19 protein-coding genes are annotated in these 26,039 nt (G+C 61.6%); 13 read left to right on the forward strand and 6 right to left on the reverse strand.

The genetic code is table 11. From position 1 onward, the window contains the following. The first annotated feature begins 72 nt into the window (after nucleotides 1-72). The 3 genes from glmU to glmS all read left to right on the forward strand — a co-directional run bounded on the left by glmU (nucleotide 73) and on the right by glmS (nucleotide 4,253). Nucleotides 73-1,440 (forward strand): bifunctional UDP-N-acetylglucosamine diphosphorylase/glucosamine-1-phosphate N-acetyltransferase GlmU, encoded by a 1,368-nt coding sequence (gene glmU, locus KW846_RS00640; protein ID WP_218480950.1) that lies wholly within the window; start codon nucleotides 73-75, stop codon nucleotides 1,438-1,440. A 202-nt stretch (nucleotides 1,441-1,642) separates the two neighbouring features. Beyond that, nucleotides 1,643-2,419, forward strand: coding sequence for a DeoR family transcriptional regulator (locus tag KW846_RS00645; RefSeq protein WP_007969913.1), 777 nt, complete (start codon nucleotides 1,643-1,645; stop codon nucleotides 2,417-2,419). A gap of 1 nt (nucleotide 2,420) precedes the next feature. Further along, entirely contained in the window at nucleotides 2,421-4,253 is a 1,833-nt protein-coding gene (gene glmS / locus KW846_RS00650; RefSeq protein WP_102673714.1) for a glutamine--fructose-6-phosphate transaminase (isomerizing), read from the forward strand. A 45-nt stretch (nucleotides 4,254-4,298) separates the two neighbouring features. Here the strand turns inward: glmS and KW846_RS00655 are convergent, their stop codons facing one another. Genes KW846_RS00655 through KW846_RS00670 form a run of 4 tightly spaced genes read right to left on the reverse strand, consistent with a single transcriptional unit; the run spans nucleotide 4,299 to nucleotide 9,108 of the window. Next, nucleotides 4,299-5,324, reverse strand: coding sequence for a DUF2955 domain-containing protein (locus tag KW846_RS00655; RefSeq protein ID WP_218480951.1), 1,026 nt, complete (start codon nucleotides 5,322-5,324; stop codon nucleotides 4,299-4,301). Further along, a complete protein-coding gene (locus KW846_RS00660) occupies nucleotides 5,314-6,432 on the reverse strand; it encodes an HlyD family secretion protein (protein WP_218480952.1) in 1,119 nt (372 codons plus the stop codon). The genes KW846_RS00655 and KW846_RS00660 overlap by 11 nt, the downstream gene beginning before the upstream one ends. Continuing rightward, nucleotides 6,425-7,936, reverse strand: a complete 1,512-nt coding sequence (locus KW846_RS00665; protein ID WP_218480953.1) for an efflux transporter outer membrane subunit — start codon at nucleotides 7,934-7,936, stop codon at nucleotides 6,425-6,427. Before KW846_RS00665 ends, KW846_RS00660 begins: the two co-directional genes overlap by 8 nt. A 14-nt stretch (nucleotides 7,937-7,950) precedes the next feature. Beyond that, nucleotides 7,951-9,108: an AI-2E family transporter gene (locus KW846_RS00670; RefSeq protein WP_218480954.1), complete on the reverse strand. Its 1,158-nt coding sequence runs from the start codon at nucleotides 9,106-9,108 to the stop codon at nucleotides 7,951-7,953. 575 nt (nucleotides 9,109-9,683) lie between these two features. Between KW846_RS00670 and KW846_RS00675 the strand changes: the two genes are divergently transcribed. The 5 genes from KW846_RS00675 (at nucleotide 9,684) to KW846_RS00695 (ending at nucleotide 17,021) form a co-directional block, all read left to right on the forward strand. Beyond that, nucleotides 9,684-10,586, forward strand: a complete 903-nt coding sequence (locus KW846_RS00675; protein WP_218480955.1) for a LysR family transcriptional regulator — start codon at nucleotides 9,684-9,686, stop codon at nucleotides 10,584-10,586. A gap of 126 nt (nucleotides 10,587-10,712) precedes the next feature. Next, a complete protein-coding gene (locus KW846_RS00680) occupies nucleotides 10,713-11,339 on the forward strand; it encodes a glutathione S-transferase family protein (protein ID WP_126048396.1) in 627 nt (208 codons plus the stop codon). Nucleotides 11,340-11,402: 63 nt separating this feature from the next. Further along, a complete protein-coding gene (locus tag KW846_RS00685) occupies nucleotides 11,403-13,433 on the forward strand; it encodes a pyridoxamine 5'-phosphate oxidase family protein (protein ID WP_218480956.1) in 2,031 nt (676 codons plus the stop codon). A gap of 287 nt (nucleotides 13,434-13,720) precedes the next feature. Beyond that, complete coding sequence (locus KW846_RS00690) at nucleotides 13,721-14,917, forward strand: DUF3142 domain-containing protein (protein ID WP_218480957.1); 1,197 nt, start codon at nucleotides 13,721-13,723, stop codon at nucleotides 14,915-14,917. Continuing rightward, entirely contained in the window at nucleotides 14,904-17,021 is a 2,118-nt protein-coding gene (locus tag KW846_RS00695; protein ID WP_218480958.1) for a hypothetical protein, read from the forward strand. Before KW846_RS00690 ends, KW846_RS00695 begins: the two co-directional genes overlap by 14 nt. A gap of 3 nt (nucleotides 17,022-17,024) precedes the next feature. Here KW846_RS00695 and KW846_RS00700 read toward each other — a convergent pair whose 3' ends face one another. Then, entirely contained in the window at nucleotides 17,025-17,654 is a 630-nt protein-coding gene (locus KW846_RS00700) for a LysE family translocator (protein ID WP_218480959.1), read from the reverse strand. Between the two features lie 145 nt (nucleotides 17,655-17,799). Here KW846_RS00700 and KW846_RS00705 point away from each other — a divergent pair, with 145 nt between their 5' ends. Further along, the gene (locus KW846_RS00705; protein WP_007969928.1) at nucleotides 17,800-18,273 is read left to right on the forward strand and encodes an Lrp/AsnC family transcriptional regulator; all 474 of its coding nucleotides are present in this window, start codon (nucleotides 17,800-17,802) and stop codon (nucleotides 18,271-18,273) included. A 123-nt stretch (nucleotides 18,274-18,396) separates the two neighbouring features. Here KW846_RS00705 and lpdA read toward each other — a convergent pair whose 3' ends face one another. Continuing rightward, entirely contained in the window at nucleotides 18,397-19,797 is a 1,401-nt protein-coding gene (gene lpdA, locus KW846_RS00710) for a dihydrolipoyl dehydrogenase (protein WP_218480960.1), read from the reverse strand. 209 nt (nucleotides 19,798-20,006) lie between these two features. Here lpdA and hflK (KW846_RS00715) point away from each other — a divergent pair, with 209 nt between their 5' ends. From hflK (KW846_RS00715) to KW846_RS00730, 4 genes are read left to right on the forward strand one after another with little or no spacing between them, the layout of a single operon-like run. Next, the gene (gene hflK / locus KW846_RS00715; RefSeq protein ID WP_218480961.1) at nucleotides 20,007-21,965 is read left to right on the forward strand and encodes a protease modulator HflK; all 1,959 of its coding nucleotides are present in this window, start codon (nucleotides 20,007-20,009) and stop codon (nucleotides 21,963-21,965) included. After that, nucleotides 21,962-23,005 carry a protease modulator HflC gene (hflC, locus tag KW846_RS00720; protein ID WP_218480962.1) on the forward strand — a complete coding sequence of 348 codons (1,044 nt, stop codon included), beginning with the start codon at nucleotides 21,962-21,964 and terminating at the stop codon, nucleotides 23,003-23,005. Before hflK (KW846_RS00715) ends, hflC begins: the two co-directional genes overlap by 4 nt. Further along, nucleotides 23,002-24,060 carry a protease modulator HflK gene (hflK, locus tag KW846_RS00725; protein WP_218480963.1) on the forward strand — a complete coding sequence of 353 codons (1,059 nt, stop codon included), beginning with the start codon at nucleotides 23,002-23,004 and terminating at the stop codon, nucleotides 24,058-24,060. Before hflC ends, hflK (KW846_RS00725) begins: the two co-directional genes overlap by 4 nt. Then, the gene (locus tag KW846_RS00730) at nucleotides 24,057-25,964 is read left to right on the forward strand and encodes a cation-translocating P-type ATPase (protein ID WP_218480964.1); all 1,908 of its coding nucleotides are present in this window, start codon (nucleotides 24,057-24,059) and stop codon (nucleotides 25,962-25,964) included. Before hflK (KW846_RS00725) ends, KW846_RS00730 begins: the two co-directional genes overlap by 4 nt. The last annotated feature ends 75 nt before the right edge of the window (nucleotides 25,965-26,039 follow it).

Consider the following 26,039-nt stretch of genomic DNA (forward strand, 5'->3'; position numbering starts at 1 on the left):
GCTACCCTTTTTTCTTTTCCAATTTTTACAACCTGGTCGCAGCCGCTGACCACCCAGGATTGGTAGCCAGTCATGTCTCTTGAAATCGTTATCCTCGCTGCTGGCCAAGGCACGCGCATGCGTTCCGCTTTGCCGAAAGTTTTGCACCCGATTGCCGGCAACTCCATGCTCGGCCATGTTATCCACAGCGCGCGGCAACTTGATCCACAACGCATTCACGTGGTGATCGGCCATGGCGCCGATGCCGTACGCGAACGCCTGGCGGCGGATGATCTGAACTTCGTCCTGCAGGATAAGCAACTGGGTACCGGTCACGCCGTCGCTCAAGCCGTGCCGTTCATTCAGTCCGACAACGTGCTGGTGCTGTATGGCGATGTGCCGTTGATCGAAGTCGATACCCTGCAACGTTTGCTCAAGCAGGTGGGGCCAGAGCAATTGGCCTTGCTGACCGTCGAACTGGATGACCCGACCGGTTACGGCCGCATTGTTCGTGATGTGCAGGGCAAGGTCACGGCGATTGTCGAGCAGAAAGATACCAATGAAGCCGAGCGAAAAATCACCGAAGGCAATACCGGCATTCTGGCGCTGCCTTTTGCCCGTCTTGGCGACTGGATGAGCCGTCTATCTAATAACAACGCCCAGGGCGAGTATTACCTGACCGACATCATTGCCATGGCCGTGAGCGATGGTCTGGTGGTGGCCACCGAGCAACCGCACGACGCGATGGAAGTGCAGGGCGCCAACGATCGCAAGCAGCTTTCCGAACTGGAACGGCATTATCAATTGCGCGCCGGTCGTCGTTTGATGGCTCAAGGTGTGACGCTGCGTGACCCGGCTCGTTTCGACATCCGCGGTGACGTCACGGTTGGCCGCGACGTGCTGATCGATATCAACGTGATCCTCGAAGGCAAGGTGGTCATCGAAGATGACGTGGTGATCGGCCCGAACTGCGTGATCAAGGACAGCACCCTGCGCAAAGGCGTGGTCATCAAAGCCAATAGCCATATCGAAGGTGCCATCCTGGGTGAAGGTAGCGATGCCGGCCCATTCGCTCGTCTGCGTCCAGGTACTGTGCTGGACGCTCGCGCGCATGTGGGTAACTTCGTCGAGTTGAAAAACGCGCACCTGGGCGAAGGCGCCAAGGCCGGTCACCTGGCCTATCTGGGCGATGCCGAGATCGGTGCGCGCACCAACATTGGTGCCGGCACCATCACCTGCAACTACGACGGCGTCAACAAGTGGAAAACCGTGTTGGGTGAAGATGTGTTCATTGGCTCCAACAACTCGTTGGTGGCGCCTGTGGATATCCTCGATGGCGCGACCACTGCGGCTGGTTCGACCATTACGTCGACTGTGGATAAATCCCAGTTGGCCATCGGGCGTGCTCGCCAGAAGAACATCGATGGCTGGAAGCGGCCGGAGAAGGTCAAGAAGGGCTGAGTTATCCACAGACCTTTGTAATCAAAAGATCGCAGCCTTCGGCAGCTCCTACATGGGTTTTATGTTTTCCCTGTAGGAGCTGCCGCAGGCTGCGATCTTTTTTCGTTTATCCACAGGTCTTTTCATCACTCCGCGCTTGACGAAGTTTCGCCGATAGGTTTTTATTGCTTCCGTTATCTTTCGAATCGAAACTTACCAAGTCATGTCGAAGCGCAACACACCTCAACGCCGTCACAACATACTCGCCTTGCTCACCGAGCAGGGCGAAGTCAGTGTGGATGAGTTGGCCAAGCGCTTCGAAACGTCGGAAGTTACGATTCGCAAGGATTTGGCGGCACTTGAAAGCAATGGTCTGTTGCTGCGTCGTTATGGCGGGGCGATCACCATGCCTCAGGAACTGGTGGCCGACCTTGGCCAGCCGGTTTCCAAGTACAAACAAGCCATCGCTCGCGCCGCCGTTGCGCGGATTCGCGAGCATGCGCGCATCATTATCGACAGTGGCAGTACCACCGCCTCCATGATCCCGGAACTCGGCCAGCAACCCGGCCTGGTGGTGATGACGAACTCGCTGCATGTCGCCAATGCCTTGAGCGAACTCGAGCATGAACCGGTGCTGTTGATGACCGGTGGCACCTGGGACCCGCACTCCGAGTCCTTCCAGGGCCAGGTTGCCGAGCAGGTACTACGCTCCTACGATTTCGACCAGCTGTTTATCGGTGCCGATGGCATCGATCTGGTTCGCGGTACAACCACCTTCAACGAACTGCTCGGACTGAGCCGGGTCATGGCCGAAGTCGCCCGTGAAGTGGTCGTGATGGTGGAGGCCGACAAGATCGGCCGCAAGATTCCCAACCTGGAGCTGCCCTGGAGCAGCGTCCATACCCTTATTACCGATGAACGCCTGCCGCTCGAGGCTCGCGATCAGATTCAGGCCCGCGGCATCAATTTGATATGCGCGGCTGTCAGTCAGGAGAAATAACATGTGTGGAATTGTCGGCGCAGTCGCAGAACGTAACATCACCGCCATCCTCGTCGAAGGCCTGAAACGCCTCGAGTACCGTGGGTATGACAGCGCTGGCGTGGCGGTCTACACCAATGATGAAAAACTCGAGCGCCTGCGTCGTCCGGGCAAGGTCAGTGAGCTGGAGCAGGCATTGACCACCGAGCCGCTGGTTGGTCGCCTGGGCATCGCCCACACCCGCTGGGCTACCCACGGTGCACCGTGCGAGCGTAATGCCCACCCGCATTTCTCCGGTGACCTGGCGGTGGTGCACAACGGCATCATCGAAAACCACGAAGCCCTGCGTGAACAACTCAAGGCCCTGGGTTATGTGTTCACTTCGGACACCGACACCGAAGTCATCGCCCACCTGCTGAACCACAAACTCAAGGATCTGAACGACCTGACCGTGGCCCTCAAGGCGACCGTCAAAGAGCTGCATGGTGCTTACGGCCTGGCAGTGATCAGCTCCAAGCAACCTGATCGCCTGGTCGCAGCCCGCAGCGGCAGCCCGCTGGTGATCGGCCTGGGCCTTGGGGAAAACTTCCTGGCCTCCGACCAGTTGGCCCTGCGTCAGGTCACTGACCGCTTCATGTACCTGGAAGAAGGCGATATCGCCGAAATCCGCCGCGACAGCGTGCAGATCTGGGACGTTGACGGCAAGGCTGTCGAGCGCGAAGCCGTGCAGTACCGTGATGGCGCCGAAGCCGCTGAAAAGGGCGAGTTCCGCCACTTCATGCTCAAGGAAATCCACGAGCAACCGTCCGTGGTGCAGCGCACCCTGGAAGGTCGCCTGAGTCAGAACCAGGTGCTGGTACAGGCATTCGGCCCACAGGCGGCCGAGCTGTTCGCCAAAGTGCGCAACGTACAGATCGTCGCGTGTGGCACCAGTTACCACGCCGGCATGGTCGCGCGTTACTGGCTCGAAGAGCTGGCCGGCATTCCTTGCCAGGTCGAAGTCGCCAGCGAATTCCGCTACCGCAAGGTGGTGGTGCAGCCCGACACTTTGTTCGTGACCATTTCCCAGTCCGGCGAAACTGCCGACACCCTGGCCGCTCTGCGCAACGCCAAGGAGCTGGGCTTCCTCGCCAGCCTGGCGATCTGCAACGTCGGCATCAGCTCGCTGGTGCGTGAGTCCGACCTGACCCTGTTGACTCAGGCCGGCCGCGAAATCGGTGTGGCCTCGACCAAAGCCTTCACCACGCAATTGGTCGGCCTGTTGTTGCTGACGCTTTCCCTGGGCCAGGTTCGTGGCACCTTGGCCAAAGACGTAGAAGCAACCCTGGTCGAAGAACTGCGTCGTTTGCCAACCCGCCTGGGCGAAGCGCTGGCCATGGACAGCACTGTGGAAAAAATCTCCGAGCTGTTCGCCGAGAAAAACCACACGCTCTTCCTCGGTCGCGGCGCGCAGTTCCCGGTAGCGATGGAAGGCGCACTCAAACTCAAGGAAATCTCCTACATCCACGCCGAAGCCTACCCGGCCGGCGAGCTGAAACACGGCCCGTTGGCGCTTGTGGATAACGACATGCCCGTGGTGACCGTGGCGCCGAACAACGAGCTGCTGGAGAAGTTGAAGTCCAACCTCCAGGAAGTTCGCGCCCGCGGTGGCCAGTTGATCGTCTTCGCTGACGAGAAGGCCGGCATGACCAACGGTGAAGGCACCCACGTGGTGCACATGCCGCACATCCACGACATCCTGTCGCCGATCCTCTACACCATCCCGCTGCAGCTGCTGTCGTATTACGTTGCCGTACTCAAAGGCACCGACGTCGATCAGCCGCGCAACCTGGCGAAGTCGGTTACTGTGGAATAAGTTATCCACAACGAAAAACCCCCTCTTCAGGGGGTTTTTCTGTTTCTAGGAGAGCGTAATTCGCCGTTGCCGCCGCGTGTCCAGCAAATACACCATCAAACAGGCATACAAAGTCACCAGAATGAACAGCCCCATGCGGATGGCGAAGGCGGTGTAGACGTCCTTGCCCGCTGCGCTGTCCTGTACCGATTGGCCGAGCAGAATGATCAGGGTTGCCAGGCTGTTGAGCCAGAAACTCGGTGGTTGTCGGGTTTTGGCCAGGCCGTAGAGTTTTCTGGCCACTAGCAAACCGAACAGCAGCATCCACAGAAAAAACATCCACAGATTCACGAACAGGCTCAGCGCGCACCAGAAAAGGATCGCCATCAGGCCGCCGAGCAGGGTCGAGCCGAGCAATTCCTGGCCGGCGCTGCGGGCGCTGGTTGCGCAGCTCTGTTGGCCGAGGCTGACGGCTTTCATGATGATCGGCAGATAGCTGGCCGGGTCGATCATGGCCAGCAGGAACGTCGGCAGCACCACCAGCGTGGCCCGTAGCGCCAGCCAGCTGCTTTCGGTGGGCGTAAGGTTCGGGCCGGGCTTGGCCGGTGGGGCGCTGGCGGGGTCGGGAAACAGCCAATGGCTGATGGTCAGCGTCGTGACGGCCAGGAACAGTCCCTTGACCAGGGCCACGATCACCTCGAGCGCCAGGGCGAATTCAGCGGTTCCGGCGGCACTGATCAAGGTCAGGCCCACCACCAGGAAAGTCGCCACCAGCGGGTTGCCACCACGCAGGCCGTAACCGAAAGCCATGAACAGGCACAGTCCGACCAGCAACACGCCACTGAACGGGTAGTAACGCAGCAGGGGGATCAACAGCAGGCCGGTCCCGGTGGTCAACATCAGGATCAGGATCAGACCCAGGCTGGCCTTGAACGGCAACGGCCGGTTCATCGCTGCCAGCATCATCAGCGCCAGCATCGGCGCGAGGAACGGAATGGGCAGGGCCAGGCCGAAGCTCGCCGCTAGGCACAGCGCCGTACCGAAGCCCAGGCGCAACGCGCGCTGGACCCGGGCCGGGCGCTCAATACGCATAGGACATCCAGCTCATCAGGCGCAGAAACACGCGCCCAAGAACATTCAGCGGGTTGCCTTCGCTCGGGAAGGCCATGACTTCGGCCTGTCCGCCGGAGCGGATGCCTTGTGGACCGGTCAACTCACCGGGTTCGAACTCGATGATGACCGGAAAGCGCTGGGCCGGGCGGAGCCAGTCGCGGCTGTTTTCCACTTTCGGCAGGCTGCCCGGCTGGGTGGTCTGGCCGATGTCGACGCCATAGCCGACGCTGCGCACATGGCCTTTGTAGATTTTCCCTGGCAGGGCGTCGAGGACGATGGACACCGGCGTCCCGGGCTGGACACTGCCGAGGTTGTTTTCGGTCATGTCGGCGCTGATCCACACGTCGTGGATGGCGATCAGGGTCATCACCGGCGCACCGGCGGCGGCGAACTGGCCGACATCGGTGCGCAGATCGGTGATCAGGCCGGCCGAGCGCGCGTGGACTTTGGTATTGCTCAAGTCCAGCTCGGCTTTTTCGAGGTTGCTGGCGGCGCTGAGCAGCTGGGCGTTTTCGTTTTCGTTACCGCCCTGTTGTTCCCGCGCCCGTTGCACTTCGGCCTTGGCCGCGGCGACCTGACTGATGGACTCTTCCAGGGTGGCGCGGGAGATCTCGAGGCGGCGCAGCGAGATGGTGCCCGGGTCTTCGCGATACAGCCGCTCAAGCCGCTGGCTATCCTGGCGAGCCTTGAGCTCATTGGCCTGGGACGCGCGCAGGGACGCTAGCTTGGAGTCGACGCCAGCGGTGTTGGCGCCCACCTGGCGACGGGTCGACTCAAGGTCGGCGCGGGCGCGATCGACGGCAATCTGGTACTGCTCCGGATTGACTTCAAACAGCAATTCGCCCGCCTTGACGTCCTGGTTGTTGCGTACGTGCACCTTGGTCACCCGGCCGGATACCTCGGCCGCCACCGGCACAATGAAGGCCTGCACCCGTGCCTGTTGCGTGTAGGGCGTGTAACGGTCGGCCATCAGGTACCAGACCAGGCTCAGGAGGATCAGCAGTACTACCCAGTTGATGGCTTTTCTGGCCGGGTCGGCGGCGGGTGCCGAGGTGTTCCCGGCGGCCGATTGTGGGCTGTCAGTCATGGGCATTTTCCTTCGGTTCGTCGAGCAGGTCGCCCCAATCGGTCCGTTGTTGCATCTGTTGGCGGGTGGCCGGGTCGATCATCGGCTGGTCGCTGTACCAGCCACCGCCCAGCGCCTTGTACAGGGCGATAAGGCTGTTGACGGCGGTGCCACGGTTGACCAGGTAGATATCCTGCTGGGCAAACAGGGCGCGCTGGGCATCCAGCACGCGCTGGAAATCCGAATAGCCTTCGCGGTACTGGGCATTGGCCAGGGTCACCGAACGTTCGGCGGCCACCGATGCATCGCTGAGGATCCGGTCGCGCTCCAGCGCCTTGATCAAACCGGTCGCGGCATCGTCAGCCTCGCGTGCAGCCTGGCGTACGCTGTCCTGGTAGAAAACGATCAACTGCTGCAAGCGCGCATCCTGCACGCGGACGTTGTTGGTGATCCGGCCATGGTCGAAGATATTCCAGCGCAGGCTGGGACCGGCCACCATGTCGAGGGTATTGGATGCACCGTTGAGCGAGCTGGCAGACCAGACGATGCTGCCCAGCAGGCTGATGGAGGGGTACAAGTCAGTCTCGGCCACACCGATCAACGCCGACTGCGCCGCCACTTGCAGCTCGGCCGCACGAACATCGGGACGCCGCACCAACAGGTTCGCCGGTACATCCTGCAGCACCGCCGTATCGAGCAAGGGCACCACCCCGGTGTTGCGATCCAGGTCAGGGATGGAGCCGGGTGGCTGGCCGGTCAGGGTGGACAACGCATTTCGCAAGCTCGCCACTTGGCTCTCGAAATCCGGGATGGTACTCAAGGTGCCCAGGTACTGGGTCTTGGCCTGTTGTAGGTCGAGTTCGGCCTCGGCACCGCTTTTGAACAGGCGCTCGGTGATCTCGTAGCTGCGTTTTTGCAAGGCGGCGTTACTGCGGGCGATGGCCAGGCGTGCCTCGGCGGTGCGCAGGGCGTAGTAGTTTTGCGCCAGCTGCGCGTGCAACAGCACCAGGGCATTTTCATAGTTGGCCTGGGCGGCGAACCAGGACGCGTCGGCCGACTCGATGGCACGGCTGAAACGACCCCAGAAATCCAGCTCCCAACCAATATCGAAGCCGACGCTGTGTTGCCAGAAATGCGTGTCCTGGGGGTTGGCGCCGCCCGATTGTCGACGGTTCAGGTACAGGCTGTCCGCGCTGGCCTGCTGCAATTGCGGGTAGCGTCCACTCAGGGCGATGCCCAATTGCGCTCTCGATTCCATGACGCGCAGGCCTGCGACCTGCAGGTCGGGGTTGTGGGCATCGGCTTCGGCCATCAAGTGGTCCAGCACCGGGTCGTTAAACACGCGCCACCATTGGCGGCTGTCAGGTTGCGCGTGTTGTTGGCCGGCGAGCTCCAGGGCCGGGCTGTTCCAGTGATCGACCCAGGGCTGGGCCGGCGATTGGAAATCCGGGCCCAGTTGCACGCAGCCCCCCAGCAAGGCGGTCCCACAGAGCAGCAGCCGGCTGATGCGAGCAGGACGTGGCATCAAGCGCAAACTCCTCAGAGGGGACGCTGATCGTTCATGGCCTCGATGTGCGGTGTCTCGTTCAACGCCTCGATCTCTGGTGTTTCGTTCAGTAGCTCGGCAGACGGTTGGTCCTGGACCCATTGCCAGAACAGCTGGTAGCCCACCGCCAGCGCTACCGGGCCGATGAACAAACCAATGAAACCGCCACTGACCATGCCGCCCAGGGCGCCAATCAGAATCACCGGCATGGGGACATCGACGCCGCGGCCAAGCATCAACGGTTTGAGGACGTTGTCGGCCATCCCGGCGATAAGGCTATAGATGCCAAACACAACAGTGGCCAGGCTCGTCCCTTCGGTGGCGAAGACATAAGCGATCACCGGAAGGGTCACCAGCAGCACCGGCAATTGCATGATCCCCATCAGCAGCGCAACCATCGCCAGCAGCCCGGCACCGGGAACGCCCATGAGCACGAAACCCACGCCGACCAACAACATCTGAATGAATGCGATGCCTACCACGCCTTGGGCCACCGCGCGGATGGTTGCGGTGCAGAGCTCGGTGATGCGTGGGCCGCGCTCCGGTCCGGAAAGGCGCGAGGTGATGGCCAGGGCGCTTCTTTCGCCGTTTTCGCCATAGGCCATGAACACGCCGGCAATGATCAGGGCGCCGATGAACAACAGAAAACCCACACCAACGTCGGCCATTTTGCCCAGCAAGGTCAGTCCGATGGACTTGATATAGGGCATCAGCTTCATGAGCACGCTGCTCATGTTGGTGGCGGCCTGCATCCAGTAGTCGTAGAGCGGCTGGCCAACAAGTGGCAGGGACGCGATTTTTTCGCTGGGTAGCGGAATATGCAACGTATCGGACTTGAGGATCGCCAGGGTGCCCTGGATCGATTCACTGATCGAGGTGCCCAGCAGATAGATCGGCACCATCAGCAAGGCCAGGGCGACCACTACGATCAGGGTGGCGGCACGACCGTCCTTGTTGACCACCTTGCGCTTGATCAGCGCATGCAAGGGATACAAGGTGATCGCCAGAATCAGTGCCCAGAGCATGAGGTTGAGGAAGGGGTGGAAGATCTGGAAGCAGAACAGTACCAGCACCGTAATCAGCCCGGCGCGTATCAGTACATCGAGCAAACCCCCGGACAGTGCTCTTGCGGAAATGTTAGTGCGCAACATTTTCGAACTCCTTGCGGTGTCACCAGGTTAGCCAGCCAGTTGAAGTTCACTCTTCCCTACCGGTGAATCTTGAAAGCGGGATCGATGGACCGTCGTTCCAGCGTCAACAACTAACGCCTTCTTTCATGTAGGGAAAAGTCAACGAGGTACCTACTAAAACTCAATAGGTAACAGGGTGGTTTGTAGTATAGGAGCAGTCGAATATTCCGCCTGATTACGCAGGCTGCAATTCTGCCGCTGTGGATAGTGTCCGCTGATGAACCCATGCCGGAAGCGAGTAGGGAGTGGAGCCAAAGGCGCTTTTTCCCGGTCCGGCATTAGCCGCTTCAGCGGGCGGGGCCGGATCATTGCGGACAGTCGCATCCGTCGCAAGAAAATAACCCTCATTAATTATCAAAAATCCCCGCTCCACTCTTTGAGGTGTGTGCCACGCTTCGTTTTTACGGTGGAGGCGCTAGAGTGCAGTAGCCCGTTGATTTAGTTGATGGTCGGGTGCCCAACTATGTTGTTGGGCGCTCGCGTTTAACATCCCGGTCTTCGGTTGCGATTTATTTATTTGAAATGAGGACATGCCCATGGACCGCTTCCAGGAAATGCAGGTCTTCGCTGCCGTCGCCCAGGAACAGGGTTTTTCGGCGGCGGCGCGGCGTTTGGGTCTGTCGGCGGCCAGTGTCACCCGAGCGGTGGCGGCGCTGGAGCAACGGATTGGCACGCAATTGCTCACGCGTACGACGCGCAGCGTGTATTTGAGTGAGGCCGGTCAGCGATATCTGGAGGACTGTCGGAGAATTCTCGCCGAGGTGCAGGAAGCCGAGGACTCGGCAGCAGGCAGCCATATCCATCCTCGTGGGCAACTGACCATCACCGCACCGGTCTTGTTTGGCGAGCTGTTTGTCACGCCGCTGATGGTGAGCTACCTGACGCAATATCCCGAGGTCTGTATCAACGCGCTGCTGGTGGACCGGGTGGTGAGCGTGGTCGAGGAGGGCGTCGATGTGGCCATCCGTATCGGCGAGCTGCCTGACAGCAATCAGCATGCAATCCGCGTGGGTGAGGTTCGGCGGGTGATCTGCGCCTCGCCTCGGTTTCTGGCCAGCCATGGTCGGCCCAGGCACCCACAGGAACTGGCTCAGGCGCCGATCATTGCGACATCGGCCATTGGCCAGCTCAGGAGTTGGCCATTCATTGAAGACAGCGAACCCCTGAGTGTGCGGGCTGAACCGCGACTGGTGGTGACAGCGAATCAGGCGGCCATCACGGCAGCCAGTCTGGGGTTGGGGTTCACGCGGGTGCTGTCTTATCAAGTGGCGAGCAAGGTGGCCGCCGGTGAGCTGGAGATTGTTCTGGCTGACTTCGAACTGCCGCCATTGCCCATCCACGTGCTCTATCAGGGCGGGCGCAAAGCCCCGGCCCGGGTGCGCAGTTTTGTGGATTTCGCGGTCAAGACCCTGCGTGAGCATCCGGCGCTCGAGGGTTGAATTATTTCACTCAGTGAAATAATGGATTGCGTATGCTGGTGATTCTGTTGTTTTGCTCGTGAGTGGAAGATACGACCCACCGGCGCTGGTCTTCCTGAGCAGCACCACTGACCCGAGGTGTCGACCATGCAAGCGATCAAACTCTACAACTTCCCACGTTCCGGCCACGCGCATCGTGTCGAGTTGATGTTGTCCCTGCTGAAATTGCCGACCGAACTGATCTTCGTTGACCTCGCCAAAGGCGAACACAAGCAACCGGCGTTCCTGGCGCTCAATGCATTCGGTCAGGTGCCGGTGATTGATGACGAGGGTGTGGTATTGGCCGACTCCAACGCGATTCTGGTGTATCTGGCGCAAAAGTACGGCAACGGCCGTTGGCTGCCGGCGGATCCTGTGGGGGCGGCCAACGTCCAGCGCTGGTTGTCGGTAGCCGCCGGCCCGATTGCCTTCGGTCCGGCCCGGGCCCGATTGATCACTGTATTTGGTGCGCCTTACAACGCTGAAGAAGTGATTGCCTACGCCCATACCGTGCTCAAGGTGATCGATCACGAACTGGCCGATACAGCGTATCTGGTCGGCACTGAACCGACGATTGCCGACGTCGCCGCCTACAGCTACATCGCCCATGCGCCGGAGGGCAATGTGTCGCTGGACGAGTACCCCAATATTCGCGCGTGGCTGGCCCGTATCGAAGCCTTGCCAGGTTTTGTCGGCATGCCGCGCACCGTCGCCGGCCTGCAAAAAACTGCCTGATGCTCGCGGCCCGGTGTTGCCGGGCCGCCCCGACCTGCGCCAGTGGCGCAAGGGAGAAGCCGTATGGACCGTTCACCCTGGCATGCCGGCGAGAAGCAATTGCAGGTGCATGTAGGCGTTGCCGAACGAATGGAGATTTTCGGTCGTAAGGTGATTCGCAGCGAGATGCCGGACCAGCACCGTACCTTCTATCAGCAGTTGCCGTTCATGCTGTACGGCGCGGTAGATGCCGACGGTCATCCCTGGGCCAGCATCCTTGAAGGCCAGCCCGGATTCGCCCACTCGCCAGCACCTGGCTTGTTGCAGTTCAGCAGCCTGCCTGCCTTTGATGATCCCGCGCAGTTGAGTGACGGCACGGCCATCGGCCTGTTGGGTATCGAGTTGCATACCCGCCGGCGCAACCGCATCAATGGACATGTGCGTGCCATGACGACCGGCGGTTTCGCGGTGACGGTGGATCAGTCCTTCGGCAATTGCCCGCAGTACATTCAGTTGCGCCAGTTTCGTTCGGTGCCGCTGGCCGACCCTGCGACGCGCGTCGCGCAACACTTCAACGGATTGGATGACGCGGCCAAGGCGATGATCGCCGAGGCGGACACGTTCTTCGTTGCCAGTTATGTGGAGGTCGACGGCGAGCGCTCGGTGGATGTATCGCACCGTGGCGGTCAGACCGGTTTCGTACACGTGGAAGGCAATCGCCTGACCATTCCGGACTTCGCCGGCAACCTGCATTTCAACACCTTGGGCAACCTGCTGCTCAATCCCCGGGCCGGGTTGTTGTTCATCGATTTCAATACCGGTGACTTGCTGCAGCTCAGCGGGCGCACCGAAATCATTCTCGATGGCCCGCAGGTCGAAGCGTTCCAGGGAGCCGAGCGCCTGTGGACAATCGATGTCGAACACGTCGTACGTCGCCCCGTCGCCCTGGCATTGCGCTGGCGCTTCGACGGCGTATCACCCACCAGTTTGCTCACCGGCACCTGGGAGCAGGCCGCGGCGCGTTTGCAGGCCAAAGCCCTGGGGGATCAATGGCGGCCGTTGCGGGTGACGCGCATTGAAGCGCAAAGCCACAGCATTCGCTCGATTTACCTGGAGCCCGCCGACGGAGCCGGATTACCGCTTTTCCAGGCCGGGCAGCATTTGCCCTTGCGCTTCAACATTGACGGTGAAGTGCACATCCGCACCTACAGTTTATCGAGCGCTCCGTCCGATGATTTTTTCCGCATCAGCGTGAAGCGCGATGGGCGGGTCTCTACCCATTTGCATGAGCGGATTCGGGTCGGCGACCTGTTGGAGGCGCGGGCGCCGCAAGGGCATTTCACCGTCGCGCCCCATGAGCGTCGGCCATTGGTGTTGCTGGCGGCCGGGGTGGGCATCACGCCGCTGTTGTCGATGTTGCGCGAGGTGGTTTACCAGGGATTGCGTACCCGCCGTATCCGCCCGACGTGGTTTATCCAGGGTTCGCGCACGCTGGCCGACCAGCCGTTTCGCCGTGAACTGGATCGCTTGCTCGAAGACTCCGGTGACGCGGTGCGGGTGGTGCGTGTGCTGAGCCAACCGGAAGCCGAGGCGGTGCAAGGCGTGGACTTCGACCTCAGTGGACGGATCGACGTCGCGCTGCTCAAGGAGCTGCTGACCGTCGAGGACTACGATCAGCCGGACTTTGTCGTCTGTGGCCCCGGAAGTTTTACCCAGGCGCTGTACGACGGCTTGCGCGAGCTGGACATTCGCGACTCGCGGATTCACGCCGAAACCTTCGGCCCGTCCACCTTGCGCCGGCGCCCGGACCCCGATGCCGTGGTCATTGAGCAACCACCTGCCGCCACCACGTCGGTACCCGTGGTGTTCCAGCGCTCGGCCAAGGAAGCGCGCTGGCAGCCGGAGGGCGGCAGTTTGCTGGAGTTGGCGGAAAGCCGTGGCCTGCGCCCGGAATTCAGCTGTCGCGGCGGCTCCTGCGGCACCTGCAAGACGCGCCTGGTCAGCGGTCAGGTGCATTACCTGCTGCCACCGGCGGAGGTGCCGGATGACGGACAGGTGCTGATTTGCTGTGCGATTCCGGCGCAGGGGGCGCAGCCGTTGGTGCTCGATATCTGAAGGAAGATTACCGCTGAACATTGCCCGCTGGTCGATGGCTGGGTAGGGTAGTGGCAGAACGAAAAGGGGCCCCAGAGGTTAATGCCGATCAGTTAAGCCGAGACCCTGAACCTGTGGCGAGGAAGCTTGCTCCCGCTGGACTGCGTAGCAGGCCCATTTGTTAGGGCCGCTTCGCTGCCCAGCGGGAGCAAGCTCCCTCGCCACAGGTCAATCAGCGCTGGTCAATCCCTTAACTGATCGGCATTAGCCGCAGAGGCCCTTTCTGCATTTCAGGAACAGGCGTTTCAATGGTTTTTCTCACTCGCTCGATCGCCTTGCTGCTGGCGCTGGTGCTGACCGCCGGATGCGAAAGGCACGACGCACCGCCACTGGATCAGCAACTCTACGTCTGGCAGCGGCAATGGACGCCGGCCCACGACGCCGCCCTCAGGGACAGCCGTGCCGACTTTTCAACGTTGCGTGTGCTGGCCTTGCAGGCCTTCCCCAATGCCGGCTGGAGCCGTGCCCGCATTGACCCGGTATTGCTCAGGCGCGATGGTCGGCCGGTGATTGCGGTGGTGCGCCTGGATGGGCAGCTCAAGGCACTCGATCAGCAAGAAATTACCGCGCAGATCCGCCAGGTGATCAGCGATTGGCAGGGGCAAGGGTTGAACCTCGCCGGCGTGGAAATCGACCACGATGCCGGTAATGCCCGGCTACCTTCGTACCGCGAATTTCTCGCGCATCTGCGTGAAGCATTGCCGACTTCGCTGCCGCTGAGCATCACGGCGCTGCCGTCCTGGCTCGACAGTCGCGAACTGCCGGCGTTGTTATCCACAGTCGACAGCAGCGTGTTGCAGGTGCACGCGGTGAGCGATCCGCGTCGTGGCTTGTTTGATGCCGATCAGGCCCGGCAATGGGCGAAGGCCTGGAGCCGCGTCACGACAAAACCGTTCTATCTGGCGCTGCCGGCTTATGGCGTGGCATTGCTGCCGTCGACGGACGGCGCACCGGTTGTGGAAAGCGAAGTGACGCTGGAGCGCGAAGGCCTGCGCCGGGAATTACTCGCCGATCCGCAGTCACTGCGCACCCTCGGCACCGAACTGCGTGCCGATCCACCCGAGCATCTGGCGGGCCTGATCTGGTTTCGCCTGCCATTGGCCAACGACCGCCGGGCCTGGAGCCTGACCACCTTGCGCGCCGTGGCGCGTGCTGAAGTCCTCGACAGTCAGTTGACGCTGCAACTCTCGGCCGACAATGGCCTCTATGACATCGGCATCAGCAACCAGGGCAACCTCGACAGCGCCTGGCCCGAACGCCTGACGCTCGCCGTCAGCGGCTGTGACGGGGCCGATGCCTTGGCCGGTTACGCGTTGCAACAGCGACCGGATCTGCTTACCTTCACCCGCCTGCGCGATGGCCGAATTCCGGCCGGCGGACAGCGTGCCATCGGTTGGGCTCGCTGCGCACACATTGATCAAGGAGGTTCGAATGTTCACCCGTAACTGGCCGCGTCATTTGCTTTGCCTGAGCCTCAGCCTGCCGCTGGGCTCGGCGCTGGCCTGCGGCCCGGACTTCCCCATGCGCCTGCTGGATAACCGTGGCCAGTCGCTGGCGGAACTGCCCGAAGGCAATTTCAGCTTTGAAATCAGCCGTCTCGGCCACGCCATCAGCGGCTTGAAGAACGTCACTGCTGGTGCAGACTACGGCGATCAACCCGACGCGGTAGCGCTGCGGGAACAGGCCGAGCAGGCGGGACTTTCCGCTGAGCAACAAGTGCTGGTGAAACACCTGCGCGGCCTGACGAATGCCCATCAGGTTGAAACCGAAGGCGCGCAACTGCCGCCCGAGCTCAGGTGGTACCTGGCCGGCGCTGTGGCATTTGGCGCGGGTGATAATGCCCTGGCCGCCGGGTATTTCAAGAAAGTGCTGGCCTTGCCCGCCGAGCAACGGGCTTCGCGCAGCACCTGGGCGGCTTACTCGCTGGGGCGCGCGTTGTTCGCCATGAGTGCCGAAGCCGATGCGGCGCCGGATCTGCTCGAACAATCGGCAAAGGCCTTTGAGCAAACCCGGCAACTGAGCATCGACGGCTTCAGCGATCCGCTGGAACTGGGTGTCGCCAGTCTCGGCGAAGAAGCCCGGGTGGTGCGCACTGCCGGCGACTGGAACCGAGCCATCGAGCTGTATGCCACGCAGAACCTGCACGGCTCCGCGGTGGGCTATTCCTCGTTGAAGCTGTTGATGGCGGACCTGATGACGCTGCCGGAGGATCAAGTGGCCGAGTTGCTCAAGGGCCAGCCCGTGCAGCAGTTGGTGACTGCGTCCTTGATCAGCCGCTTGGGCTGGTCGTTTGGCGAGCAACCACCGAACGAACAGAAAATGATCAAGCTGTTGCAAAACAGCACGCGCGGCAGTCTCGAAAACGCCGACCGTCTGGCGGCGATGAATTATCAACAGGGCGATTACGCCAGCGCCAAGGCGTTCCTCGAGCATGCCGGCGATGGCGGGTTGGCCTGGTGGCTGCGGGCAAAACTGGCGGTGCGCGACGGCGATAAAAACGCAGCCGCCGCAGCCTATGCCAAAGCGGCTCAGGCCTTTCCGCAGAATGAATCCTGGGGCGAGCGACGGACCCCGGACTACGATTACGAAACGCTCCAGCCCAAATGCCGGGTCGAGGGTGAAAGTGCGATTCTGGCCCTGCAACGCGGGGATTACCTGCAAGCCTTCGATCAGCTGTATCGCAGCCAAAGCATTTACTGGTTCGACGCTGCTACCGTTGCCGAACGCGTGTTGACCCTCGAAGAACTCAAGCACTACGTCGATACGCAAGTGCCGGCCCCGCCACCGCTCAGCCAGCAGGAACGCGACAACTACGTGCCCTTGCCCGTAGCGGCGAGCCTGCGCAATTTGCTGGGGCGGCGTTTGTTGCGTGAAGGCCACTACGAGCAAGCGCTGGCGTACTTCGATAATGACGGCTTGCGGCACAAGGCCAGGTTGTATGGCGAGCAACGCCAGGCGGCAGATTCAGCCTGGTGGCCGACCCGTCGCGCCGCTGCACTGTTCAATGCCGCCTGGACGGCGCGTGAGTGGGGCATGGATATCCTGGGCTACGAAATGGCGCCGGATTACGCCACGTTCGGCGGCAATTACATCCTCGAAAACGCCGAACTCAAGGTCGGTCCATTAATGGCCGAGGACGAAGTGAAGCGTCAGCAGGCCAGCGCCGCCCAGCCCGATCAGCGTTATCACTATCGCTTCGTAGCCACGGCGCTGGCGAGCAGGGCAGCGGATAACTTGCCTCACACCAGTCAGGCGTTTGCGGCGGTGCTGTGCGAGGCCTCGGGGTGGAACAGCAGCCTCGAGGAGCAAAGTGCGATTTATCAGCGTTACGTCAAAGAAGGGCCTTACGTGGAGTGGGCCGCCGACTTCGGCCACCAATGCCCGTACCCCGACTTCGAGAACGCCGACAAGCGCTACGTGACTCAAGTCACCGACGCGGCGCGTTCGGCCTTGCGCCCCTACAAGACGCCGTTGCAGGTTGGTAGCGTACTGGCGTTCGCGGCAGCCGCGTTGTTGCTGTTCAAGCGTCGTCGCCGCCAGGCGCCGTGAGGTTCAAGCCTGTTGCACAAAGGTCAGCCGCACGGCGAAACCGATCAACAGGCTGCCGAACAACCATTGTTGCAGGCGCTGGGCTGAAGGGCTGCGTTGCAGCCAACGGCCGAGTGCCGCGCCGATCAGGGCGTAGGTGCTGTCGAACAACAGACCGACACCGACCAGCACCACGCCAAGGGTGGCAAATTGTCCGAGCACCGGCCCGGCCTGTGGGTTGATGAATTGCGGTAGCAGCACCGAGCAGAACAACAGTGCCTTGGGGTTGAGCAGGTTGGTCAGCAAGCCGCGTCGGATGGCTGTGCCCCAGCGCGGTTTTTCGCCGGTTGTGTCGGCGCTTCCCAGGTTCGGCAGCATCGTGGTTCGCAGGCACTGAATACCGATCCACAGCAGGTACGCGGCGCCTGCCAGGCGCACCACATCGAAGGTCCAGGGCGCCGCCTTGAACAACGCCGCCAGCCCCAGCGCCGCCAATGCCACATGACAACCCCGGGCGATGCCCAGACCCATGGCGGTGGCCAGCGCGGCGCCTTTGCCCTGGCGGGCACCCGTCTGCAACAGCAGGATCATGTCAGGCCCTGGGAGCAGATAGACCACCGCCAGCGCCATGAAAAACATCCAGAGTCCGTCCACGTTGCACCCCATTCGTTGTCGATTCGGTAGTGCCAGTCTAGGGCCGGAGGGTAGGGCAGGTGCTTGCGTTGTCAGCTTCTATCGGGGGCTGTATTGGCATAATCTGCCACTTTCTTTCGCATGAACCATCAGGATCTGCCAAGCCATGAAACTCGACGCCTACGACCGCAAGATTCTCGCCGCACTGCAACGGGACGGCCGCCTGAGCAATGTGCAACTGGCAGACGAGATCGGCCTGTCGGCATCGCCTTGTTTGCGCCGGGTGCGGATGCTTGAAGAGGCGGGGGTGATTCGCGGCTATCAGGCCAATCTGGATCGCGACGAAGTGGGGTTGGGGCTGACGGTGTTTGTCGGGGTCAAGGTCGAGCGCCATAACGACGAACAGGCCGAAGCCTTTCGCCTGGCGGTGACGGCATTGCCCGAGGTGATTTCGGCGTTCCTGGTATCGGGGGAGTCGGATTTTCTGCTGCAGGTGGTGGTGCCGGACTTGCGTGCCTATGATCGGTTTCTCACCGGGCGTTTGCTGAAGCTGCCGGGGGTGAGCGACATCCGCAGCAACTTTGCGATTCACACGGTGAAGGCGCCGGGGGCGTTGCCGCTGGAGCATTTGCCGCTTTAGACCGAGTCGTCTGCCTTCGCGAGCAAGCCCGCTCCCACATTTGATTTGTGGCGCACACAAAACCACTGTGGGAGCGGGCTTGCTCGCGAAGGTGATAGATCAGTCACTGCAACGCTTCAAGTCTTACATCTGCGTCGCCATCCCCTCCACATTCATCGCCGCCTGGCGCAACGCCTCGGAGCGGGTCGGGTGTGGGTGGCAGGTCAAGGCGATGTCTTCGGCCGAGGCGCTGAATTCCATGGCCACGCAATACTCGCCGATCATTTCACTGACGCTCGGGCCGACCAGATGCACGCCGAGGATTTCGTCCGTGCGCTCATCGGCCAGCACTTTGGCGAAGCCTTCGGTTTCATGGTTGATCTTCGCCCGGCTGTTGGCGGTGAACGGAAATTTGCCCACCTTATACGCCCGGCCTTCGGCCTTGAGCTGCTCCTCGGTCTTGCCGACGCTGGCCAGCTCCGGCCTGGTATAGACCACGCTGGGAATCAGGTTGTAGTTGACCTCGCCAGCCTTGCCGACCATCTGTTCGACGCAGGCCATGGCTTCGTCCTCGGCCTTGTGCGCGAGCATGGGGCCGGAGGTCACGTCACCAATCACCCAGACCCCGGTGGCTTCGGTGCGATGCCCCTTGTTGGCGAGCATGCCGCGCTTGTCCGTGGCGAGGCCGACGTTCTCAAGGCCCAGGCCCTGTGTATAAGGTCGGCGCCCGATGGCCACCAATACATAATCCGCTTCCAGCAACTCGGCAGTGCCGCCTGCGGCAGGCTCGATGCTGAGCTGTACACCGGTGGCGGAGGAGGTGGCGCTGGTCACTTTCGAACTCAACTTGAAGCTCAAGCCTTGCTTGCTCAGGGAGCGTTGCAGGGTTTTGCCTGCTTCGATGTCCACGCCGGGGCATATCCGGTCAAGGAACTCGACCACCGTCACCTGCGCCCCCAGGCGCCGCCATACCGAACCCAGCTCCAGGCCGATCACGCCGGCGCCGATCACCACCAGATGCCTGGGCACCTCGGTCAGCGCCAGGGCGCCGGTGGAGTCGAGGATGCGCTTGTTATCGATGTCCACGCCGGGCAGGGGAGTGGGCTCGGAACCGGTGGCGATGATGATGTCCCTGGCACTCAGTTCGGTCTTGCCGCCGGCGCTGTCGGTCACCGTGACTTTGCCCGGCCCGTCGATGTGGCCCCAGCCCTTGATCCAGTCGACTTTATTCTTGCGGAAAAGAAACTCGATGCCCTTGGTCAGCCCGGTAACGCTTTCATCCTTTTGCTTCATCATCTGTGCGAGGTTGAGGCTGGGCTTGACGTCGATCCCCAGGTTGGCGAATTCCGCGCCCATGGCCGCGTCGTACAGTTCGGAGGCATGCAGCAATGCCTTGGATGGCATGCAGCCGACATTCAGGCAGGTGCCGCCGAGTGTGGCGCGCCCTTCCACGCAGGCCGCCTTCAGACCCAGTTGTCCGGCGCGGATCGCCGCGTTGTAACCGCCGGGGCCACCGCCGAGTATCACGACGTCATAAGTGCTCATGGATGTACTCCTGGATCGAAAGGGGATGGGTAAAAGTAGTTCCTGAATAAAATTACGAACGTAATATGTGCTCACCACAACCTTTCGGTCAAGGCTTCAGGCTAGCGACAGGTTGGGCATCTTTAGATAGCGCGCTTGAATACGGAAATTTCACTTTTTCCGTTATATCGTAACGAATTGTCCTGTAAGCGAAGACGCTCTGGGGTGGTATGCAAGTCGATCTCGATGTTGATGAAGCGGCGCTGGCCGGCTTGCCGCGCTTTCAGCAGGCGTTCATTCAAGGGCGGCGTTTGCGCCAGTTCGCCATGGGGGCGGGCGTACTCGCCACCGTGGGTGCGTTGCTGGCGTTTTTTGCCGGGCTGTTCGCCTCGAAAACGTTGTGGCCAGCGTTGTTACTGAGTTTGAGCGCAGCGTTTGTGGTGCTGATGGCGGGTTTGCAATCGGCCGGGTGGGTCGCCCAATGGCGTGCCCGCGCCATGAATCCCGTGGCGCCGGTAGTGGTTGTCGACGAATCTGCCGAGCCTTTGGGTTGGTATGAACGTTTGCTGGACCGGATCAGTCGGCAATCGCACAAGCTGCTCGGGCAAATTGGCGCCCCGACGCTGTGGCTTGGCGGTTGGGCATTGTTGGCAGTAATGGGCGTCGAACAGGCGTGGGACCTTTCGTTGCCCCCGGCAGTACTGGGGCTGGCGGCCACTGTCGGGGCGGCATGCTCATTGCTATTGGCCTTCGGCCTGTTGGTGATGGAGCGCCATCTGGCGCAGGAAAACACCGCGCAATGGCCTGAAGCCGCCGCGTTGGCGCAATTGACCCGTGTGCCGATCATCAGCCTGTTACTCGCTGCGTTTTGTCTGTTGTTTGCCGGTGAATCGTCGATATGGCCCGTACGCCTGGCGGTGTTGTCCGGACTGTTGCCGGGGCTGGTGGCGGCAGAACTATTGTTGCGTGCGGCGTTGTCATTGTTCAGTCCGCGCCGCGAACGCCTTGAGCCGGAGTTACTGGCGCGCAGCTTTGTCGCCGATATGCTGCGTTGGCCACCACAGCCATTGCTGGCGTTGCAGCACGAATTACACAACCGCTTCGGTATAGATCTGCGGCAGATCTGGGCCTTCACTTACATGCGTCGGGCGTTCCTGCCGGTTTTGGGGGTGGTTACGCTGGTTGGCTGGTCGCTGACGGGCATTCACGAAATTGCGCTGCAAGGGCGCGGCATCTATGAACGATTCGGCAAGCCGGTGGAAGTGTTTGGCCCAGGTTTGCATCTAGGCCTGCCTTGGCCATTGGGCCGGGTGTTGAGCGTCGAGAATGGCGTGGTTCACGAGTTGGCCACCAGTGTTGGCGAAACCACCGCCCCTGCCCAGGCTGACCCTGCCGAAGGCCCGGCCCCGGCAATTGCCAATCGCCTGTGGGACGCCAGCCATGTGAACGACAAATCCCAGGTGATCGCCAGCAGTCGAGCCGACAAGCAGAGCTTTCAGATCGTCAACATGGATGTGCGCTTCGTCTATCGCATCGGTCTGAGCGATGAGGCGGCATTGGCCGCGACCTATAACAATGCCGATGTGCCGATGTTGATTCGCAGCACGGCCAGCCGAATTCTGGTTCACGATTTTGCCTCGCGTACCCTCGACGGTTTACTGGGGGAGGACAGGGTAGGGCTGGCGGAAGAAATCGGCCGCGCCGTACAGGCGGACCTGAAAAAACTCGACAGCGGCGTGGAAATTCTCGCCACGGTGGTCGAGGCGATTCACCCGCCGGCCGGTGCCGCCAACGCCTATCACGGCGTGCAAGCGGCGCAGATTGGGGCGCAAGCCTTGATTGCCCGTGAACGTGGTGCCGCCGCCGAAGCCACCAACCAGGCGCAGTTGCAGGCCAGCATCGCCCGTGATCAGGCGACGGCCAGCGCCCGTGAAATCAATGCGGGCGCTCAGGCTGCGGACCTGAAATTCAACGCCGAGCAGAAAGCCTATGCCAGCGCTGGCCAGGCCTTCGTGCTGGAGCAGTATTTCAGTCAGTTGTCCCAGGGTTTGGCCAACGCCAGATTGCTGGTGCTCGATCATCGTCTGGGTGGCAGCAGCAATGCGCCGACCATCGACCTCCGTACTTTCACGCTGCCGGTTGACCCCGCGCCGTCGCGTAAAACCGTTCAGCCAGGAGCTGCCAATTGAGCCAGTCCCAGACGCACGATCACGATGACCACAGCGGCCACGATCACGGCCATGGCGGGCATCACCATCACGGCCATCACCATCATCACCACGGCGATCCGCAAGAGACCGGTCCATTCCCGTGGCGCCGTATGGGCTGGGCGGCATTGCTGGTGGCGTTTGCAGTCGCCGCTGCGAGCCTGGTGCAGGTGCGTTCGGGGGAGGCCACAGTGATCACGCGCTTCGGCAACCCTTCACGGGTTTTGCTGGAGCCGGGGCTGGGCTGGCGCTGGCCGGCACCGTTCGAGGCGGCGATCCCGGTGGATCTGCGACTGCGCACCACGTCCAGCGGTTTGCAGGATGTCGGCACCCGGGACGGTTTGCGCATCATTGTCCAGGCCTATGTGGCGTGGCAGGTGCAGGGCGATCCGGACAATGTGCAACGTTTCATGCGGGCGGTACAGAACCAGCCTGATGAGGCGGCGCGGCAGATTCGGACCTTTGTCGGCTCCGCACTGGAAACCACTGCCAGCAGTTTTGATCTGGCGAACCTGGTCAATACCGATGCCAGCCAGGTACGCATCGCCGATTTCGAAGCGCAACTGCGCAAGCAAATCGATCAGCAGTTGCTCACCACTTATGGCGTGCGCGTGTTGCAGGTCGGTATTGAACGATTGACGCTGCCTTCGGTAACGCTCACCGCGACTGTCGACCGGATGCGCGCCGAGCGTGAAACCATCGCCACTGAAAGCACGGCCATCGGCAAGCGTGAAGCCGCACAAATTCGTTCTGCCGCCGAACGTGATGCGCGAATTGTGCAGGCCGATGCCACAGTGAAAGCGGCAGATATCGAAGCGCAATCGCGGGTCGAAGCGGCGCAGATTTATGGTCGCGCCTATGCGCAGTCGCCGCAGCTTTACAACCTGCTGCGTTCGCTCGACACCTTGGGCACTGTGGTGACCCCGGGCACCAAGCTGATTCTGCGCACCGACGCCGCACCGTTCCGGGTGCTGGTTGACGGTCCGCCGAGCCTCGACATCAAGTCCGGATCACAGCCATGAGTTTGGTTCCACGTGGAACAAATGAGTTGAGCAGCCCCTGGATTCAGGCCGGGCGACTGGCGTTTATTGCGCTGTATGCGGTGACGGTGTTGGCGGCTTTGGCCTGGGCGTTTTCCAATGTGCGGCAGATCGATCCACAAAATCGCGCCGTGGTTTTGCATTTCGGTGCGCTGGATCGCATTCAGAATGCCGGGCTGCTTCTGGCTTGGCCGCAACCCTTCGAGCAGGTGATTTTGTTGCCGGCGGCGGATCGAGTGATCGAGCGTCGAGTGGAAAGTCTGTTGCGCAGTGATGCCGCGACGCAGGCTGATCGCGTGGCCAGTTTTGCCACGCCCATCAGCGATGCCCTCGCAGGCTCTGGCTATCTGTTAACGGGTGACGCCGGCGTGGTGCAACTCGATGTGCGGGTTTTCTACAAGGTCACCGAGCCCTATGCGTTTGTGCTTCAGGGCGAACATGTATTGCCGGCTCTGGATCGGCTGGTGACCCGCAGTGCGCTGGCGCTCACGGCCGCACGGGATCTGGACACCATTCTGGTTGCTCGTCCGGAACTGATCGGTGCCGATAGCCAGGCGGCGGAACGACGTGAGCGTTTGCGCGGTGATCTGGTGCAGGGCATCAATCAACGGCTGGCCGAACTTGCTGCAACAGGGCAAGGCTTGGGCATCGAAGTGGCACGGGTCGATGTGCAGTCGAGTTTGCCAAGCCCTGCAGTGAACGCTTTCAACGCGGTACTGACCGCCAGCCAGCAAGCCGATAAGGCGGTCGCCAATGCACGCACCGAAGCCGAGAAGCTGACGCAAACCGCCAACGAGCAAGCCGACCGTGCGCTGCAAGTGGCCCATGCCCAGGCGAGTGAACGGCTGGCCAAAGCGTCTGCCGATACGGCCACCGTGTTGAGCCTGGCCAAGGCCCGGCAGCAAGGTATCGACCCGCAAATGCTGCTGCGCATTTATCGAGAGCGCATGCCGAAAATTCTCGGCCAGGCCGGCTCGGTCACCACGGTCGATCCCAAAGACGACTCCCGCCTGATCATTCAGGGAGCTGCACAATGACCGCTCAAACCGCTGCACCGAGCCTGTTGTCTTCGGCTGAACAGCGCCGCGCCGCACGCCAGCTGACCCTGGCCATGCTCGCATTGGGCCTGCTTGCGCTGGGCCTGATCTGGCGTTGGCTGGCGCCGGAGCAGACCGGTGTCAGTCAGTTGCTGCTGGGGTTTGCTTCGTTGCTGGTTGCTGTACCGGTCATGCGCTCGGCCTGGTACAGCCTGCGTTATCCAAGCCTGCACGGCATCACCGATCAATTGATTGCCCTGGCCATGCTGGGTGCCTGGGCCACCGGGGATCTGCTGACGGCGGCCCTGTTGCCGATCATCATGATCTTCGGTCACGTGCTGGAGGAGCGCAGCGTGATCGGTTCCCAAGAGGCGATTCACGCCCTCGGCAAACTGACCTGCAGCCACGCGCGCAAGGTGCAGGCGGACGGCTCCATCATCGAAGTCGACAACGGCACGCTCAAAGCGGGCGATCGGGTCGAGGTACGCGCCGGGGACCGGGTACCGGCGGATGGCCGGGTGTTGTCCGGCCAGGCCAGTCTGGACGCCGCCTCCATTACCGGCGAATCGGTACCGATGGAGGCTGGTGTCGGCATGTCAGTGTTCGGTGGCGCGATCAACCTTGATGGTCTGTTGCGAATCGAAGTGACCCGCACCGGCCATGAGTCGACCCTCGGCAAAGTGATTGCCCTGATGCAAAACGCCGAGCGTTCGAAGCCACCCATTACCCGCTTGCTGGAGCGTTACGCCGGCAGCTACATGGTGCTGGTATTGCTGCTGGCCGCCGTGACCTGGTTCATCACCAACAACGCCCAGGCAATGCTCGCGGTGTTGGTGGCGGCCTGTCCTTGTGCGCTGGTGTTGTCGGCGCCGGCCACGGCGATTGCCGGAGTAGCGGTGGCGGCACGCCACGGGATTCTGATCCGCAGTTCTGCGTTCCTTGAAGAGTTGGCGGACCTGACCTCGCTGGTGGTCGACAAGACCGGGACGCTGACCTTCGGCACCTTGCGCCTGCAATCCATCGACAGCCCGCTGGAGGATCGCAGCCATGTCCTGACGCTGGCGGCGAGCCTCGGCTCGGCCAGCAGCCATCCGGTCAGCCGCGCCCTGGCGGGGTTGGTGGCCCAGGAACATTTTCTGCTGCTGACCGACATTCATGAGCGCCAGGGCCTGGGCGTGGTGGCGATGACCGGGCAGGGCGAAGCGGCGCTCGGCCGGCCGGAGTTGTTCGCGCAGCTGGGCATCAGTACAACGGCGGTTCCCGATCACGATGGTCCGATTGCCGGGCTGGCGCTCAACGGGGAGTTTCTTGCCTGGCTGTTGCTGGCCGACAGCGTAAAACCCGAGGCGCAGTTTGCCCTGGGTGAGTTACGTGAACTGGGCCTGGGTCGGCAGTTGTTGCTCACGGGTGACCGCCATAGCGTTGCGCAAACGCTCGCCCGGGATGTCGGGATCAGTGACGTCGAAGCGCAAGCCCTGCCCGAAGACAAACTCAACCGCGTGCTCAAGGAAATCGACAGTGGCTTCCGGCCGATGGTGGTCGGCGATGGCATCAATGATTCACTGGCCCTCAAGGCAGGTGTGGTCGGTGTAGCCATGGGCGCAGGTGGTGCAGACATCGCCCTGGCATCGGCCGACATTGTGCTGATTGGCAGTGACCTGCGTCGCCTCGGCACCTGCGTGCGCCTGAGTCGCCAGTGCCGCCAGACATTGCAGGTCAATGTGATCATCGGGCTGGGCTGGACCTTGGCGATTGTGGCCTTCGCCGCGTTCGGCTGGCTCGGCGCTGCCGGGGCGATGATTGCAGCGTTGTTGCATAACCTCAGCACCTTGCTGGTCCTGGGCAATGCCGGTCGATTGCTGCGATTTCAGGAGCCATTGCTCAAACTCAAGGACGAAGTCTGAAGGCGAATGCTCTAGACCGGGTGATTACGCGTCTTCAAATTTTTAGAACTGTGAGCGTGGTGTGTAGTCATTGGA

The organism is Pseudomonas sp. PDM32, assembly GCF_019219225.1.
Classification (GTDB): domain Bacteria; phylum Pseudomonadota; class Gammaproteobacteria; order Pseudomonadales; family Pseudomonadaceae; genus Aquipseudomonas; species Aquipseudomonas laurylsulfatiphila.